The organism is Streptomyces sp. NPDC052107 (assembly GCF_040680215.1).
Classification (GTDB): domain Bacteria; phylum Actinomycetota; class Actinomycetes; order Streptomycetales; family Streptomycetaceae; genus Streptomyces.
Map to the genome: position 1 here is coordinate 153,809 of NZ_JBFAWG010000009.1, position 15,285 is coordinate 169,093.

The window sequence follows — 15,285 nt, forward strand, 5'->3', positions numbered from 1 at the left end:
GCCCCGGCTCGCGGCCGTTCCTCCGGAAACACCTGCCTCACCCCGTTACGGACCCGACCGGAGCCCCGGCCAGTCAGCCCCGCCGGATCCGCCGGAGGCTCACGCAGGCTGTCCGAACAGTTCCCGCAGCACGTCCTCCATGGTCACCAGGCCGGCCAGCCGGCCGTCGTCGCCGAGGACCGCCGCGAGGTGCGTACGGCTGCCGCGCATCGCGGTGAGCACGTCGTCCAGCGGGGTCCGTTCCCGTACGCGTGCGATGGGCCGCATGTCCCGCAGCCGGAACGGCACGTCCCGCGGCGAGGCGTCCAGCGCGTCCTTGACGTGCAGATAGCCCACGATCCGTCGGCCCACGTCTACCACAGGGAACCGCGAGAAGCCCGAGTCGGCCGAGAGCCGTTCCAGCTGCTCCGGGGTCACGCCCATGTGCGCGTACACCACCCGCTGCAGCGGCACCACGACATCCCGCACCGGCCGGCTGCCCAGCTCCAGGGCGTCGTGCAGCCGTTCCTGCGCCCGGTCGTCGATCAGGCCCGCCTGGCTGGCGTCCTTGACGATCTCGGCGAGTTCGGCGTCCGTGAAGGTGGCCGCGACCTCGTTCTTCGCCTCGACCCTGAGCAGCTTCAGCAGGCCGTTCGCGAAGGCGTTGACCGTGAAGATCACCGGGCGCAGCGTCCGGGACAGCGCGACCAGCGGCGGGCCGAGCAGCAGCGCGCTGCGCACCGGTTCCGCGAGCGCGATGTTCTTCGGGACCATCTCGCCCAGCAGCATGTGCAGATAGGTCGCCAGGGTCAGCGCGATCACGAAGGACACGGCGTGACCCGCGCTCATGGGCACACCGAGGGCATGGAACACCGGTTCCAGCAGGTGCGCGATCGCCGGCTCGGCGACGACACCCAGGACCAGCGTGCACAGCGTGATGCCGAGCTGGGCGGCGGCGAGCAGCGCGGAGACGTGCTGCAGGCCCCACAGCACGCTCTTCGCGCGCCGGTCGCCCTCCTGGGCCAGTGGCTCGACCTGCGAGCGGCGTACGGAGATCAGCGCGAACTCGGCGCCCACGAAGAAGGCGTTGACGACGAGGGTCGCCAGACCGATCAGCAGCTGTACGACGGTCATCGCGCCCCCTCCGTGGTCTCGTGGGCCCGCTCGTCGTCCAGGGGTGCGTGCAGCAGCACCCGCGCCGCCCGGCGGCCCGTGGCGTCCACCACGTCCAGCCGCCAGCCCGCGACCTCGACCGTGTCCCCGGTCACCGGTATCCGGCCCAGCAGGGTCGCGACCAGGCCCGCCAGGGTCTCGTACGGCCCCTCGGGCATCCGCAGTCCCACGCGCGCGAGCTGGTCGGTGCGGGCGTAGCCGTCGGCGGAGTACAGCGCCCGGCCCTGCTCGTCCGCCCCGGCGGGGGCGAGGTCGGGCGTCTCGTGCGGGTCGTGCTCGTCCCGCACCTCGCCGACGACCTCCTCGACGATGTCCTCCAGGGTCGCCACGCCGGCCGTACCGCCGTACTCGTCGATGACGACGGCCATGGTGCGCTTGCCGCCGAGCCGGTCCAGCAGCCGGTCGACGGTCAGGGACTCGGGGACCAGCAGCGGCTCGCGCATCACCTGGGAGACACGGCGGTGGCGGCGCTGCTCGGCCGGCACGGCCAGGACGTCCTTGATGTGGGCGACGCCGACGACCGAGTCCAGGCTGCCCCGGTAGACCGGGAACCGGGACAGACCGGTGGCCCTGGTCGCGTTCGCCACGTCCGCGCAGGTCGCCTGGGCTTCGAGGGCGACGACCTGGACGCGCGGGGTCATCACGTTCTCCGCCGTCAGGTCGGCCAGGTTCAGCGTCCGCACGAACAGTTCGGCGGTGTCCGGCTCCAGGGCACCCTCCTTGGCGGAGTGCCGGGCGAGCGCCGCCAGCTCCTGCGGACCGCGCGCCGAGGCCAGCTCCTCGGCGGGCTCGATGCCGAATCGGCGCACGACACGGTTGGCCATGTTGTTCAGGTGCGTGATGAAGGGCCGGAAGACCGCGCTGAACCAACGCTGCGGATTGCCGACCCGCTTGGCCATGGCCAGCGGCGCGGAGATCGCCCAGTTCTTCGGCACCAGTTCGCCGACGACCATCAGGAACACCGTGGACAGGGCCGTACCGACCACCAGGGCGGCCGTGCTCGCAGTGGTGCCGGACAGCCCCATCGCCCGGAACGGGCCGGCGAGCAGCTTGGCGATCGATGATTCGGCGAGCATACCGACGACCAGGTTGGTCACGGTGATGCCGAGCTGGGCGCCGGAGAGCTGGAAGGTCAGATTCCGTACAGCCTTCAGGGCACCCGGGGCGCCGCGCTCGCCGCGTTCGGCGGCCCGCTCCAGTTCGCCGCGCTCCACCGTGGTCAGCGAGAACTCCGCCGCCACGAAGGCGCCGCAGGCCAGTGACAGCAGGATGGCCACCAGAAGGAGCAGCACTTCGGTCATCGGGTCACCCCCGTCCCATGATCGGACAGGGCGTGACGGGACGCGCGGTGACGCGGACTGGGAGGCTCGCCCATCGGCGGACGCTCACAACCTTTCATAGAGGGCCGAGTGCTCCCTCCATGGTAAAGGATGGGCAAAGAGGGCTCGGTTTCTCAGTCGGTGAGCGGTTTCACCCAGCGCCGCCAGTGCTCCTGCGGGCGGTAACCGGCGGCGCCCCAGGCGTGGTGCGCGGTCTCGTTGCGGACCAGCACCATCGCGTCCACGCGCCGCCCGCCGAGCCGTACGAACCGCTCCTCGGCGGCGGCCAGCAGCGCCGAGGCGATGCCCTGCCGGCGCCGCTCCGGATGCACCGCGAGCCGGTACAGATGGCAACGCCAGCCGTCGAAGCCGGCGATCACCGTGCCCACCAGCTCGCCGTCCCTCCCCCACGCTCGGCTTCGCTCGCGCGGGGGGACCTCCATGGCGAGGATCAGCGCCTCGGGGTCGCGGGCGACCAGCCGCTCCACCCCGTTCCGGTCGTCGCTGATGCTGGTTCCCTCGGCGGCCGTCTTCCAGAAGGCGAGCACGGCGTCGAGATCGTCATGAAGAGCGGGGCGTATCCGCAGGTCGGTCATGTGAGGATCGCATCACGGGAGCTGAGTCCGGCGCGTGGATTTCCATCATGCGGACTCCGCGCGGAGCCGCTCCATCACCGGCGCGAAGGCCTCCATGTACGGCTCCAGCACGGTCAGATAGGAGAAACCGAACCGCTCGCGCTGCGCCCGCACCCGCGCCACGAGCTCCTCCAACGGACCGGCCAGCACGATGGGCAGGGCCAGTGCGGCGTCCAGGGTCAGCTGCGGCTGCCGTTCCAGCAGCGGCTTCAGCACGGGCTCCGGATCGTCGGTGACCGCCACGAGCTGGATGAGCAGGTTCAGCTCCGCCGGTTGCGCCCGGCCGGCCGCCAGGCCCCGGTAGCGCGCCACCCGCTCGTCCAGCTCCTCGGCGGTGAGCGGCTCCAGCGATCCCGGGGCGGAGCCCGGCCGGGCTCCGGTGAAGGCCGCGATGTCCGCGTGCTCGGCGGTCAGCCGCAGCATCCGGTCGCCGTTGGCGCCGATCAGCAGCGGCACCCGGGACTGGGTGGCACGAGGCATGGGGGTCCCCCCGGTCGAGCGGAGCCGAGACTGCGGAAGTTCGCCGGAGCCGAGCAGCCGGCCGAGTTCCGCCACCGTGTGCCGGAGGTGGTCCACGCGCTCGCCCGGTGAACCGTACGGCAGGCCCGCGCTCTCGTGCTCGGCCGGCACGTACCCGGTGCCCAGTCCGAGTTCGAGGCGCCCGCCGGTGAGCGCGTCCGTGGTCGCCACCTCACGGGCCAGCAGGGCCGGGTTGTAGAACCCCGCGTTGAGCACGAACGTGCCGAGCCGCGGCCTGCGGGTCGCCTCGGCCGCCGCGACCAGTGCCGGGAAGGGGGCGGGCATCCCGAGGTGATCGGGGACGAGGATCACGTCGTAGCCCAGTTCCTCGGCGCGCCGGCACTTCGCACGCCATTCCCCTGCGGGCGCGGGCGTGAGCAGATTGACCCCGAAGCGGAACGGACGTGACATCAACTCTCCCCGTCGGCAGGTGACTTGGACTACCGGCACGATTCCATCACTCGTGTGCGATCGCCGCCAGCACGTTCAGCCGCGACGCCCGCAGTGCCGGCAGCAGGGCCGCCACCACGCCCACCACCGCCGAGCCGATCACCACGGCGACGATCGTGCTCCACGGGAACGCAAGCGCCGTCAGCCCGCGCAGGGCCAGCACCTGCTGCATGCACACGCCCCACACGAGCCCCAGCGCCAGCCCGAGGACCGCGCCGAACACCGCGATCACCACCGACTCCAGCCGGATCATCCGGCGCAACTGCCGTCGCCCCAGCCCGATCGCGCGCAGCAGCCCGATCTCCCGGGTGCGCTCCACCACCGACAGGGCGAGGGTGTTGACCACACCGAGCACGGCGATGACGATCGCCAGTCCGAGCAGCGCGTACACCAGGTAGAGCAGGACGGCGATCTGGTCGTGGACGAGCTGCTTGTAGTCGGTCTGGTTGCGCACCTGGACCTGCGGGAACGGCTTGAGCGACCGCTCCAGGCGGGGCCGCAGGTCCTGCGGTTTCGTGCCGGTGGCCGCGTTGACGTAGAGCGCGGAGTCCTGGGCGGCCGGCGCGTACTTCTCGAGCGTGGCGAGGCCCACGTAGAGGCCGCCCTGCGCGCCGAAGCCCTCGGCCGTCTCCTGCTTGGTGAGTGCGGCGACGGTCAGCTCACTGTGCCCTCCGCCCGGGAAGTCGACCGGGAGGACGCTGCCGACACGCACGCCGTGGTCCCTGGCGTAGTCGGCGTCCATGGCGAGGTGCCCGTCCGCCAGGGCGGCCCGTGAACCGCCCTGCGCGTAGGTGATGTGCACGACGTCGTCGAGCCGGGGGCCGTACGCGGCGGCGGCCGTCGTGACCCGGTCGCCGTTCGGCAGCCGTACGGCGACCTGGGTGAGCCGCTGCTGTACGACGAGCCCGACGCCGCGGGTGCGGGCCACGGTGTCCCGCACCTCCCTGGTGAACGGGGTGAAGTTGGTGTTCTGGACGATGAAGTCGGCACCGAGCGTCTTGTCGATCTGCCGGTCGAACGACGCCGACATCGAGGCGCTCGCCACCGACATCCCGCCGACCAGGGCCAGGCCCACCATGAGCGCGGCGGCGGTGGCGCCCGTACGACGCGGGTTGCGCAGGGCGTTGCGCTGGCTCATCAGGCCGACCGGGCCGAACAGAGCGGGGAAGGCCGCGCCCAGCACCCGGATCACCGGCCGCACCAGCAGTGGACCGGCGACCACGGTCGCGATCAGGGTCAGGGCCACGCCGAGACCGAGCAGCGAGGCCGCCTGGGAGGTCTTCGTGGCCGCCGCGCACCCGGCCAGCGCCGCCGCGCCGACCGCCCCGATCAACGCATCGACGATCGCCCGCGTCCGCAACGGCTTGCCCACACCGGCGACTTCGGCGTCCACGAGAGCCGCCATCGGTGAGACGGCCGCCGCACGCCGTGCCGGCAGATAGGCGGCCACGAACGTGACGCCGACACCGACGACGTACGCCGCGACGGGCGTGCCCCAGCCGATGACCATCTCCGTGGCCTTCAGGTTCATCCCGAACGCGCTCATCAGCCGGATCAGCCCCAGCGCCAGCCCGATACCGGCCGCGAGGCCGAGCGTGGAACCGACCAGCCCGAGCAGCAGCGCCTCAGTGAGCACCGAGCGCCGCACCTGCCGCCGGTCGGCGCCGAGGGCCCGCAGCAGGCCCAGTTCGCGGGTGCGCTGGGCGATCAGCATGGAGAAGGTGTTGACGATGAGGAACACGCCGACGAGGAGGGCGACACCGGCGAATCCCAGCATCACGTACTTGATGACGTCCAGGAACGTGCCGAGACTGGCGGCCGCCGACTTGGCCTGCTCGTTCGCGGTCCTCAGGTCGTAGGTGCCGGTGCCGATCGCCCGGCCGACGCGCTGCTTCAGCTCCGCGTCGGTGACCCCCTTGGCCGCGTCCACCGCGATGCTCGTCGCCTGGGCGGCGGAACCGAGCAGTTCACGGCCCGCGACCGCCGGGTCCAGGAAGACCAGGGCCGCGCCAGGGTTGGTGGTGGTGAACGTGGCGATGCCGACGACCCGCACCCGGAACGTGCCCGGCTGCGCCTGCACGGTCAGCGTGTCACCGATCCGTACGTGCTTCTTGTCGGCCGTGTCGGCGTCCAGCAGCGCCTCACTGGCGCCGCGCGGGGCATGGCCGGAGGTGAGCCTCACCGGGCTGCGGTGAGTGACGTACCAGGCCATCGCGATGGTCGGGGCGCCGGTGGTGGGGCCCACGGACCTGTTGTGGCCGTCGACCACGACGGCGTTCTGCACGGACACCTCGGCGCGGGCCGCCGCGACCCCGTCGACCCTCGCCACGCGGTCCCGCAGCGCGGCCGGCAGCGTCTGCACCGCACCGCTCACCCGGGCCGACCTTAGGTCCAGCTGTTTCGGCTGGACCGTCACATCGGCGGCGGTGGAGGCGAACAGCCGGTCGAACGTACGCGTGACGGTGTCGGAGAAGATCAGGCTGCCCGCGACGAACGCAACGGACAGGATCACGGCCAGCGCGGACAGCGCGAGCCGCCCCTTGTGCGCGAGGAAACTCCTCAGGGTCGCCTTGAGCACCCGGTCAGTCCTCTCGGACGATGTCGTCGTCGCCGAGCCGGCCGCGGACCACGTCGAACCGTTTCATCCGTTCCAGTACGGCGTCCGCCGTCGGCCGTTCCATGCCGTCCACGATGCGCCCGTCGGCCAGGAAGAGCACCAGGTCGGAATGGGCGGCGGCGCCCGGGTCGTGGGTGACCATGACGACCGTCTGCCCGAGATCGTCCACCGCGCCGCGCAGAAAGCCCAGAACCTCCAGGCCGGCCCGCGAGTCGAGGTTCCCGGTCGGCTCGTCGGCGAAGATCAGCTCCGGCCGGGAGGCCAGCGCCCGCGCACACGCGACCCGCTGCTGCTGACCGCCGGAGAGCTGGGCGGGCCGGTGCGTGAGGCGGTCGCGCAGGCCGAGCGTGTCGATGACCTGGTCCAGCCACAGTGGATCGGGCTTCCGGCCCGCGATGTCCATGGGCAGGGTGATGTTCTCGGCGGCGGTCAGCGTCGGGATGAGGTTGAACGACTGGAACATGAAACCGATCCGGTCCCGCCTGAGCCGGGTCAGCTCCCGTTCCCGCAGGCCGGTGATCTCGGTGTCGCCCAGCCACACCTGGCCCGCCGACACGGTGTCGAGCCCCGCCAGACAGTGCATCAGCGTGGACTTCCCGGACCCCGACGGCCCCATCACGGCGGTGAAACGGCCGCGCGCGATGTCCACGTCCACCGAGTCCAGGGCGATGACGGCCGTCTCGCCGGAGCCGTACGCCTTGGTCAGTCCGCGGGCGCGGGCCGCGACGGCACCGCCTGGCGCGTGCTGCGCAGCAGGTGTGGACAAGACCGCCTCCCGGTCGCCGAACCGCCCGTCCCGGGCGAGCGTAGGCGACAAGCCGCCCCGGCGCACCGGTGCCGCGCGCCCTTGCTTTGCTAGCACCCCGGCGCTAGCGTCGAAGCATGGCGAAGACCCAGCTGAACGTGCGCGTGGACGAGGGCACCGCCCGCGCGGCCCGCGAACGCGCCCTGGCCCGCGGTATCAGCGTCAACCGCTATATCGAAGAGCTGGTCAGACAGGACACCGGTGAGGCCGGCCGTACGTTCGTCGAGGCCGCCGCCGACTTCATGAAGCAGTACGAGTCCGTGTTCGCCGAGGAGTTCACCGAGACCCGCGGCACCGGTACCGGCACCGGCGTCGAGGACGGCCGCTGATCCCTTGAACGAGCTCAGCATCGACCTCGCCTGGCTCCTCATGCTCGCCGAACAGAGAACCCCCGGGGACCCACAGGTCACCGACTGGGGCGCACTCATCGCCGCCGTCGCCCGGCACCGCGCCGACATATTCGGCGTGCCCGTCTACGACGACCCGCACACCCGTGCCGCCTCCCTGCTCCAGCTGCTGATCCACCTGCCGGCACTGGAGCGTTCCAACGCGCTGTTCGCCTCGGCGGTCGCCTATGCCTACCTGGTCACCAGCGGCGTGAAGGTGGTCACCTCACCCGAGCAGGTGCGGGACCTCGCCCGGCTGGTGAAGGAGGGCGCGGCCGGCGTCGACGACATCGCGCGCGAGCTGCGCCGCTGGAGCCTGTGAGGTCGGTTGCCGCGCTGGGACCCGTCACCGGAGTTGCTGCGCCGGGTCCTGTGAGTCAGCGCGCGTTCGGCTCGTCCGGCCGCCAGGCGACCCCGAGCGCGCAGTACGAGGACGGCAGCGCCGGACCCCTCTCCGGCATCATCACCTGACGCTGCGGGCCCAGCGTGAACCCGGCCTCGCGCAGCGCGGCCACCGGCTGCCGGGCCAGATGGCAGCCGCCGGTCAGGATGGGCCACAGGGTTCGGTCCAGCGTGCCCTGGGTCAGCCGCATCGCCGGGCCGCCGCCCTGCCCGTGCTCGAAGAACCGCACCTGGCCGCCCGGTTTGAGCACCCGTCGTACCTCGCCCAGCGCCCGCGACACGTCCCGCACGCTGCACAGCACCAGGCACAGTACGACCGCGTCGAAGGCCTCGCTCTTGACCGGCAGCGCCTCCGCCGCGCCGGGCACCACGTCGACCGGGACCTGGGACCGCAGGGCCGACTCCAGCGCCAACTGCCTGAGCAGCGGCTCCGGTTCGATCGCCACGACCTCCGCGACGGTGCCCGGATAGTGCGCGAAGTTCAGCCCGTTGCCCGCGCCGATCTCGATCACCCGCCCGGAGAGCCCGGCGAGCAGCCGCTCCCGTATCCCGGCCATGCCCATCCGGGTCTCGGCGCTCACGCTGAAGCGGGCGTAGTAGCGGGCGAACAGCGGGTGGTGGACGGGACTCGGCGGCACCTTGTCGGGGCCGGACAGCAGCCGCATGGGGAACCTCCCGGAACAGGACGGACTAGGAGGAGTCTCCCCCGCGCGAGGCCGTCGCACCCTCGGCGTCGGCGCCCGGCCGCCACGGGGCTGCGCCCCGGCCCCCGCCAGGGGCTCCACCGTGGATCCCGGCCTCGCCCACCCACCACCCGACTCGGTCGGCCGGAGAGCGGGCCTGTCATTCGCCTCGCCCGGCCGGCAGGTGGGCGAGGCCGGGCCGGCGGGGGCTGGTTGGCTGGAGGGCCGGGGACTCGGTCCGGGAGGGTGCTCGGCTCGGGCCGCCGGACGGCGGGCGGCTCGCTACGTGCGGTGGGCCTGACGCGGCACTTGCCGAAGCCGGGTTGGTGCATCGGCCTGGTTGTGGCACTTGCCGGAGCCGGGTTGGTGCATCGGCCTGGTTGTGGCGCTTCTTGGAGTCGGGTTCGTACGTTGGCCTGGTTGTGGCGCTTCTTGGAGCCCGGCTCGTACGTCGGCCTGGCTGTGGCGCTTCTCGGACCCGGGCCCGTACTTCAGCCCGGGGCCGCACCTGCCGGACCCGGGTCCGCCCAGCACCCCGGCTGCGACACCTCCCCGACTCACCCCCGTGCATCACCCCGGCTGCGGTGCCACCCGTACCCGGAACGCCTCCGCGTCCCATGTGCCGTCCAGGCGGGGTGCCAGCCATTCCGGGGCCGACTTGCGGAAGTCAATCGATGGCAGGGCACCCGCTCCGGAGGGGATCGCGCCGAGCAGCGGGGCTCCCGCGACCTCCGGCAGGTCCGTCACGTTGCAGCGGGTGGCGAGGTCGGGGGAGTCGGGCCAGCTGCCGATCACCACGCCGGCCAACTCCAGCTTCCGGCGCCGTAGTTCGAGCGCCGTCAGCTCGGTGGTGTTGAGGGTGCCCAGGCCTGCCTGGGCGACCACCAGCACCGGTGCGCCGAGCAGCCCGGCCGCGTCGGCCAGGGTGCCGCCGGCCGCGTCGAAGCGGACGAGCAGCCCGCCCGCCCCCTCGACCAGCACCAGATCGTGCTCGGCCGCCAGCTTGGCCGCCCGGTCGGCCACCTCGTGCGGGTGAACCGGAGCCATGCCCGCCCGTCGGGCCGCCGTGCCCGGCGCCAACGGCTCGGGGTAGCGCGCCAGTTCGGCGGCCGTGACCGGGCCCGCGAGCCGCGCGACCTCGTCGGCGTCCCCGCGCTCGTCCGGCCGTACCCCCGTCTGCGCGGCCTTCAGCACGGCCACCGAGCGCCCGGCCGCGAGCGCCGCGGCGGCGACGGCGGCGGTGGTGACGGTCTTGCCGACCTCCGTGCCCGTGCCCGTGATCACCAGTACCGGCATGTCATCCCTCCCGCGCCGCGGCGCACACCGCGCGCGCGATCGTCGCCAGGTCCTCGTCCGAGGTGATGTACGGCGGCATCGTGTAGATCAAGTCGCGGAAGGGGCGCAGCCAGACGCCCTCCCGCACGGCCGCCGCGGTGGCCGCCGCCATGTCCACCTCGTGGTCGAGCTGGACGACGCCGATCGCCCCGAGGACGCGGACGTCCCGTACACCGGGCAGCTCGCGAGCCGGTGACAGGCCCTCCGAGAGGCCGGCCTCGATCCGCTTGACCTCCGCCCGCCAGTCCTGCCCCAGCAGCAGCTCGACGGACGCGCAGGCCACGGCCGCCGCCAGCGGGTTGCCCATGAACGTCGGTCCGTGCGCGAGCACCGGCACCTCGCCCCGCGAGATGCCGTCGGCGACCCGCGCGGTGCACAGTGTGGCCGCCAGCGTCAGATAGCCGCCGGTCAGCGCCTTGCCCACGCACATCACATCCGGGGTGACGCCCGCGTGCTCCGCCGCGAACAACGCACCGGTGCGGCCGAAGCCGGTGGCGATCTCGTCGAAGACGAGCAGCACGTCGTGCGCGTCGCAGGCCTCGCGCAGCACGCGGAGATACACGGGGGAGTGGAAGCGCATCCCGCCCGCGCCCTGCACGACCGGCTCCACGATCACCGCGGCCAGCTCGTCCGCGTGACGGGCGATCAGTTCGCGCACATGATCGGCGTACGACTCCTCGTACTCCGTCGGCGGCGCGTCCGCGAACACCTGGCGCGGCAGTGCGCCGGACCACAGCGCGTGCATCCCGCCCTCCGGGTCGCACACCGACATCGGGTTCCAGGTGTCGCCGTGGTAGCCGCCCCGCCAGGTCAGCAGCCGCTGCTTGCCGGGCCGGCCGAGCGAGCGCCAGTACTGCAGGCACATCTTCACCGCGACCTCGACCGACACCGAACCGGAGTCCGCCAGGAAGACGTGCTCCAGGCCTTTTGGCGACATGTCGACAAGGTGCTTCGCAAGCCGTACGGCTGGCTCGTGCGTGAGCCCGCCGAACATCACATGGCTCATCCGCCCGAGCTGCTCGTGCGCCGCCTCGTTGAGGACCGGGTGGTTGTAGCCGTGGATCGCCGACCACCAGGACGACATGCCGTCCACCAGCTCGCCCGAGCCGTCGGCGAGGCGCAGCCGGACCCCGCTCGCCGACTCCACGACGAGTGGTTCGCTACGTCCGGGCATGGGGCCGTACGGGTGCCACACATGCCGTCGGTCCAGCTCCAGCAGCTCGGGCACGGTCAGGCCGGGCAGATCAGGCATTGGGCGCGAGGTCCGTTCCGGCGCCCCGGCGGCGTACGGAGACGAGATCGGTGCGCGCCTCCTGTGCGGCCGGCGCCGCCGTCGTACCGCACGCGTCAGCCGTCGTACCGCACGCGTGCGCGCCCTCGTGCGAGCCGCAGCCCTCGTGCGTGCCGCAGACCGATCCGCAGCCGGCCGCGGCCGCGACCCGGTGCTCCGGCAGCGTCACCTCGCCGGCGCCCTCCACCTCGAACCCGGCGTCCGCGATCATCTCCAGGTCGGCCTTGCCGGCCTGGCCCTCGCTGGTCAGGTAGTCGCCGAGGAAGATGGAGTTGGCCAGGTGCAGCGCGAGCGGCTGCATCGTGCGCAGATGGACCTCGCGGCCGCCCGCGATACGCACCTCCACGTCCGGGCAGACGAACCGGACCATCGCGAGGATCCGCAGACAGCGCTGCGGGGTGAGGTTCCACTCCTTGGCCAGCGGGGTGCCCTCGAACGGGATGAGGAAGTTCACCGGAACCGAGTCCGGGTCCAGTTCGCGCAGCGAGAAGACCACGTCGACCAGGTCCTCGTCGCTCTCGCCCATGCCCGCGATCAGACCGGAGCAGGCGGACAGACCGGCCGCGTGCGCCTTTTGCACCGTGTCCACCCGGTCGGCGTACGTGTGCGTGGTCGTGATGTCCGCGTACGTCCCCTCGGACGTGTTGAGGTTGTGGTTGTAGGCGTCCGCGCCCGCCTCCCGCAGCCGCTCGGCCTGGCCGTCGGAGAGCAGACCGAGACAGGCGCACACCTCGACCTGCTCGTTCTGCTCCTTGATGGTCCTGATGGTCTCCGAGACCCGGTCCACGTCCCGGTCCGTCGGGCCGCGCCCGCTGGCCACCAGGCAGACCCGCTTGGCGCCTCCCGCGAGGCCCGCGGCGGCCGCCTGGGAGGCCTCGTCGGGCTTGAGCCAGGTGTACTTCAGGATGTCGGCCTTGGAGCCGAGCCGCTGGGAACAGTAGGAGCAGTCCTCCGGGCACAGGCCCGACTTGAGGTTCACCAGATAGTTGAGTTTCACCCGTCGCCCGAACCAGTGCCGGCGCACCTTCCCGGCCGCGGCCACCACATCGAGTACGTCGTCGTCGGAGGTGGCCAGAACGGCGAGCGCTTCCTCGCGGGTCGGCAGCTCGCGCCGAAGCCCCTTGTCCACCAGCGTGTTCAGCAGGTCCATGAGGCCTGATCCTGTCCTACGGGACCGCCCGGGGCCAAGGAGAGTTTGCACAACGGAGACGGTTCACCGTGTGGGTATTGCCACACCCTGGGCGGCTGGTCGTGCCGCTAGGGTCTGTCCGCTACCTACAAAAGCCCCGGAGGACCCATGGCGTTCGGCTGGATCGACGAGCAGGCCGAGGCGCGCCGCCGCGCCGGACTCGTACGCACCCTGCGCCCGCGCCCCGCCGACTCAGCCCTGCTGGACCTGGCGAGCAACGACTACCTGGGCCTCGCCCACCACCCCGAGGTCACCGAGGGGGCCGCCCGGGCCGCCCGGACCTGGGGCGGCGGGTCCACCGGTTCCCGGCTCGTCACCGGCACCACCGAGCTGCACACCGAGCTGGAGCGCGAGCTGGCCGCCTTCTGCGGCTTCGAGGCGGCGCTGGTCTTCTCCTCCGGTTACGCCGCCAACCTGGCCGCGGTCACCGCGCTCGGGCCGCACGGCTCGCTGATCGTCTCCGACGCCGGCAACCACGCCTCCCTCATCGACGGCTGCCGGCTCGCCCGGGGAGACAGGCAGGTCGTCGGACACGCCGACCCCGAGGCGGTGCGCAAGGCGCTGGCCACCCATCAGGGTCCGGCGATCGTCGTGTCCGACACCGTGTTCTCGGTGGACGGCGACCGGGCGCCGCTGGCCGGGCTCGCGGAGGCGTGCCGGGAGCACGGCGCGGGGCTGGTCGTGGACGACGCGCACGGGCTCGGGGTGCTGGGCGACGGCGGCCGTGGCGCGCCGTACGCGGCCGGTCTTGCGGGCGCCTCGGACGTGGTGGTCACGGCCACCCTGTCCAAGTCGCTCGGCAGCCAGGGCGGTGTGGTGCTCGGCCCGGCGCGGGTGATCGACCATCTGGTCAACGCGGCCCGGACCTTCATCTTCGACACGGGCCTGGCCCCGGCGGCGGCCGGCGCGGCGCTCGCCGCGCTGCGGCTGCTCGTCCGCGAACCGGAGCGCGCGGCGCGGGCCCGGGCGGTGGCGGCGGACCTGCACGCACGGCTGACCGCCGCGGGTCTGGAAGCGGTGCGTCCGGACGCCGCGGTGGTCTCCGTGCGGGCTCCGTCCCCGGAGCAGGCGGTGCGCTGGGCGGCCGACTGCCGTACCGCGGGGCTGGCCGTGGGCTGTTTCCGTCCTCCTTCCGTGCCCGACGGCATCTCACGGCTGCGGCTGACCGCCCGCGCGGACCTGTCCGGGACCGAGATCGAGCGCGCTGTACGGGTCATCGGCGAAACGCGACCATGAGTCGGCGTGACACGGCAGTGCTTCGCGCGTGGTCGTCGGGGGTCTCCGTGGTGGTCTTCGGGTCAGAGGGCGGTGAGGAAACCGGCCCAGCTCTCGGCGGAGAAGAGCAGCGCGGGTCCGGCCGGGTTCTTGGAGTCGCGCACGGCGAGCAGTCCGGCCCCGGGGCCGGAGCGCGGCCGGGCCGTCTCCACGCAGTTGTTGGCTCCCGTGCTGTAGCTGCTGCGCAGCCAGCGCACGTCGTGCAGGTCGGTACTGGCAGGGACGTTCCGAGGCAGAGCTGACATGGTGCCTCCTTACGCGCCGTCACCTATCCCGGCGATGTAATCCAACGTGTCCTCGGGTGAAAGGGCGTGCATCCGAAGGGTGTCGAAGGCCTCCGCATAGGCCATGAGGTCTTCTTTCCGCTCCAGGTAGAGGCTACTCGTCAGCTGGTCGAGAACAACAACGTCCAGATCAGAAGTGCTCGGAAATGAGAAAATAACGAAAGCTCCGGTGAGGCCGACATGCGCTCCGGCGCCGAACGGCAGTACCTGGAGCCGGACTTGGGGCAGCCGGGCCGCCTCCATCAGCCGCTCCAGCTGCCGGGCCATCACCCCCGGGCCGCCGACCTCGCGCCGCAGCACCGACTCGTCCAGCACCGCGCTCAGCTCCAGCGGCGGGTCGGTGCGGAGCACGTCCTGCCTGGCCAGCCGCACCTCCACCAGCGCGTCCAGGCCTTCCTCGTCCAGGTCCGTCACGGCCGCCCGGGTCACCGCGCGGGCGTACTCGGGCGTCTGCAGCAGCCCGGGCACGACCGTGGTCTCCAGGGTGCGCATCGTGCTCGCCTGGGACTCCAGGCTGATGAAGTCCCGGTAGGTGGGTGGCAGCACCCCGCGGTAAGCGTGCCACCAGCGGTGCCGGTCGCCCGAGTCCTCGGAGCCCGCCAGCATCATCAGCAACTCGCGCAGTTGCCCGTCCCGCACCTCGTAGGCGTCGAGCAGTAACCGGACATCGGCTGGTTTCACGCCGCTGGCACCGGTCTCGACACGGCTGACCTTCGACTGGTGCCAGCCGACCAGCCGGGCTGCCTCACCGCTCGTGAGCCCAGCACCGGTACGCAGCGTGCGCAGTTCGGCGCCCAGTTTGCGGCGGCGCACTGCCGGCCCGTTCTGCATGGGCTCCTCCTTACTCCTTCCGGGCCGCCCAAATACGGCCTCGCGTCGTAGAGTTCACCGCTTCGGGCGACAGATATATGCATATCTAGGGGGATCGCTCCCCGTGACCGGC

Annotated in this window: 15 protein-coding genes; 3 read left to right on the forward strand and 12 right to left on the reverse strand. The window is 72.2% G+C overall.

The window, feature by feature from the left end; all coding sequences use genetic code 11:
• Window positions 1-99: 99 nt before the first annotated feature.
• The 6 genes from AB0M27_RS12960 to AB0M27_RS12985 all read right to left on the reverse strand — a co-directional run bounded on the left by AB0M27_RS12960 (window position 100) and on the right by AB0M27_RS12985 (window position 7,458).
• Window positions 100-1,113: a hemolysin family protein gene (locus AB0M27_RS12960; RefSeq protein WP_365720906.1), complete on the reverse strand. Its 1,014-nt coding sequence runs from the start codon at window positions 1,111-1,113 to the stop codon at window positions 100-102.
• Window positions 1,110-2,453, reverse strand: coding sequence for a hemolysin family protein (locus AB0M27_RS12965; protein WP_365720908.1), 1,344 nt, complete (start codon window positions 2,451-2,453; stop codon window positions 1,110-1,112). The genes AB0M27_RS12960 and AB0M27_RS12965 overlap by 4 nt, the downstream gene beginning before the upstream one ends.
• Window positions 2,454-2,605: 152 nt before the next feature.
• Window positions 2,606-3,067, reverse strand: coding sequence for a GNAT family N-acetyltransferase (locus tag AB0M27_RS12970; RefSeq protein ID WP_365720910.1), 462 nt, complete (start codon window positions 3,065-3,067; stop codon window positions 2,606-2,608).
• A gap of 45 nt (window positions 3,068-3,112) precedes the next feature.
• A complete protein-coding gene (locus tag AB0M27_RS12975) occupies window positions 3,113-4,036 on the reverse strand; it encodes an LLM class F420-dependent oxidoreductase (protein WP_365720912.1) in 924 nt (307 codons plus the stop codon).
• Window positions 4,037-4,082: 46 nt separating this feature from the next.
• Complete coding sequence (locus AB0M27_RS12980; RefSeq protein ID WP_365720914.1) at window positions 4,083-6,653, reverse strand: ABC transporter permease; 2,571 nt, start codon at window positions 6,651-6,653, stop codon at window positions 4,083-4,085.
• 4 nt (window positions 6,654-6,657) lie between these two features.
• A complete protein-coding gene (locus AB0M27_RS12985; protein WP_365720916.1) occupies window positions 6,658-7,458 on the reverse strand; it encodes an ABC transporter ATP-binding protein in 801 nt (266 codons plus the stop codon).
• Between the two features lie 116 nt (window positions 7,459-7,574).
• Here AB0M27_RS12985 and AB0M27_RS12990 point away from each other — a divergent pair, with 116 nt between their 5' ends.
• Together AB0M27_RS12990 and AB0M27_RS12995 are read left to right on the forward strand one after the other, a co-directional pair.
• Window positions 7,575-7,826, forward strand: coding sequence for a toxin-antitoxin system HicB family antitoxin (locus tag AB0M27_RS12990; protein ID WP_365720918.1), 252 nt, complete (start codon window positions 7,575-7,577; stop codon window positions 7,824-7,826).
• Window positions 7,827-7,830: 4 nt separating this feature from the next.
• Window positions 7,831-8,205 (forward strand): fic family toxin-antitoxin system, toxin component, encoded by a 375-nt coding sequence (locus AB0M27_RS12995; protein ID WP_365720920.1) that lies wholly within the window; start codon window positions 7,831-7,833, stop codon window positions 8,203-8,205.
• A 55-nt stretch (window positions 8,206-8,260) separates the two neighbouring features.
• Here the strand turns inward: AB0M27_RS12995 and AB0M27_RS13000 are convergent, their stop codons facing one another.
• The 4 genes from AB0M27_RS13000 to bioB all read right to left on the reverse strand — a co-directional run bounded on the left by AB0M27_RS13000 (window position 8,261) and on the right by bioB (window position 12,744).
• Complete coding sequence (locus AB0M27_RS13000) at window positions 8,261-8,950, reverse strand: class I SAM-dependent methyltransferase (RefSeq protein WP_365720922.1); 690 nt, start codon at window positions 8,948-8,950, stop codon at window positions 8,261-8,263.
• Window positions 8,951-9,538: 588 nt separating this feature from the next.
• Window positions 9,539-10,264 carry a dethiobiotin synthase gene (gene bioD, locus AB0M27_RS13005; protein ID WP_365720924.1) on the reverse strand — a complete coding sequence of 242 codons (726 nt, stop codon included), beginning with the start codon at window positions 10,262-10,264 and terminating at the stop codon, window positions 9,539-9,541.
• Between the two features lies 1 nt (window position 10,265).
• Window positions 10,266-11,555: an adenosylmethionine--8-amino-7-oxononanoate transaminase gene (locus tag AB0M27_RS13010; protein ID WP_365720926.1), complete on the reverse strand. Its 1,290-nt coding sequence runs from the start codon at window positions 11,553-11,555 to the stop codon at window positions 10,266-10,268.
• Window positions 11,548-12,744 carry a biotin synthase BioB gene (gene bioB / locus AB0M27_RS13015; RefSeq protein WP_365720928.1) on the reverse strand — a complete coding sequence of 399 codons (1,197 nt, stop codon included), beginning with the start codon at window positions 12,742-12,744 and terminating at the stop codon, window positions 11,548-11,550. Before bioB ends, AB0M27_RS13010 begins: the two co-directional genes overlap by 8 nt.
• Before the next feature lie 147 nt (window positions 12,745-12,891).
• On the opposite strand from bioB, the gene AB0M27_RS13020 reads away from it, so the two are divergent.
• Window positions 12,892-14,019 carry an 8-amino-7-oxononanoate synthase gene (locus tag AB0M27_RS13020; RefSeq protein ID WP_365720930.1) on the forward strand — a complete coding sequence of 376 codons (1,128 nt, stop codon included), beginning with the start codon at window positions 12,892-12,894 and terminating at the stop codon, window positions 14,017-14,019.
• Between the two features lie 62 nt (window positions 14,020-14,081).
• Here AB0M27_RS13020 and AB0M27_RS13025 read toward each other — a convergent pair whose 3' ends face one another.
• Both AB0M27_RS13025 and AB0M27_RS13030 read right to left on the reverse strand, forming a co-directional pair.
• Complete coding sequence (locus tag AB0M27_RS13025; protein ID WP_365720932.1) at window positions 14,082-14,303, reverse strand: DUF397 domain-containing protein; 222 nt, start codon at window positions 14,301-14,303, stop codon at window positions 14,082-14,084.
• Window positions 14,304-14,312: 9 nt separating this feature from the next.
• Entirely contained in the window at window positions 14,313-15,173 is an 861-nt protein-coding gene (locus tag AB0M27_RS13030) for a helix-turn-helix transcriptional regulator (RefSeq protein WP_365720934.1), read from the reverse strand.
• Between the last annotated feature and the right edge of the window lie 112 nt (window positions 15,174-15,285).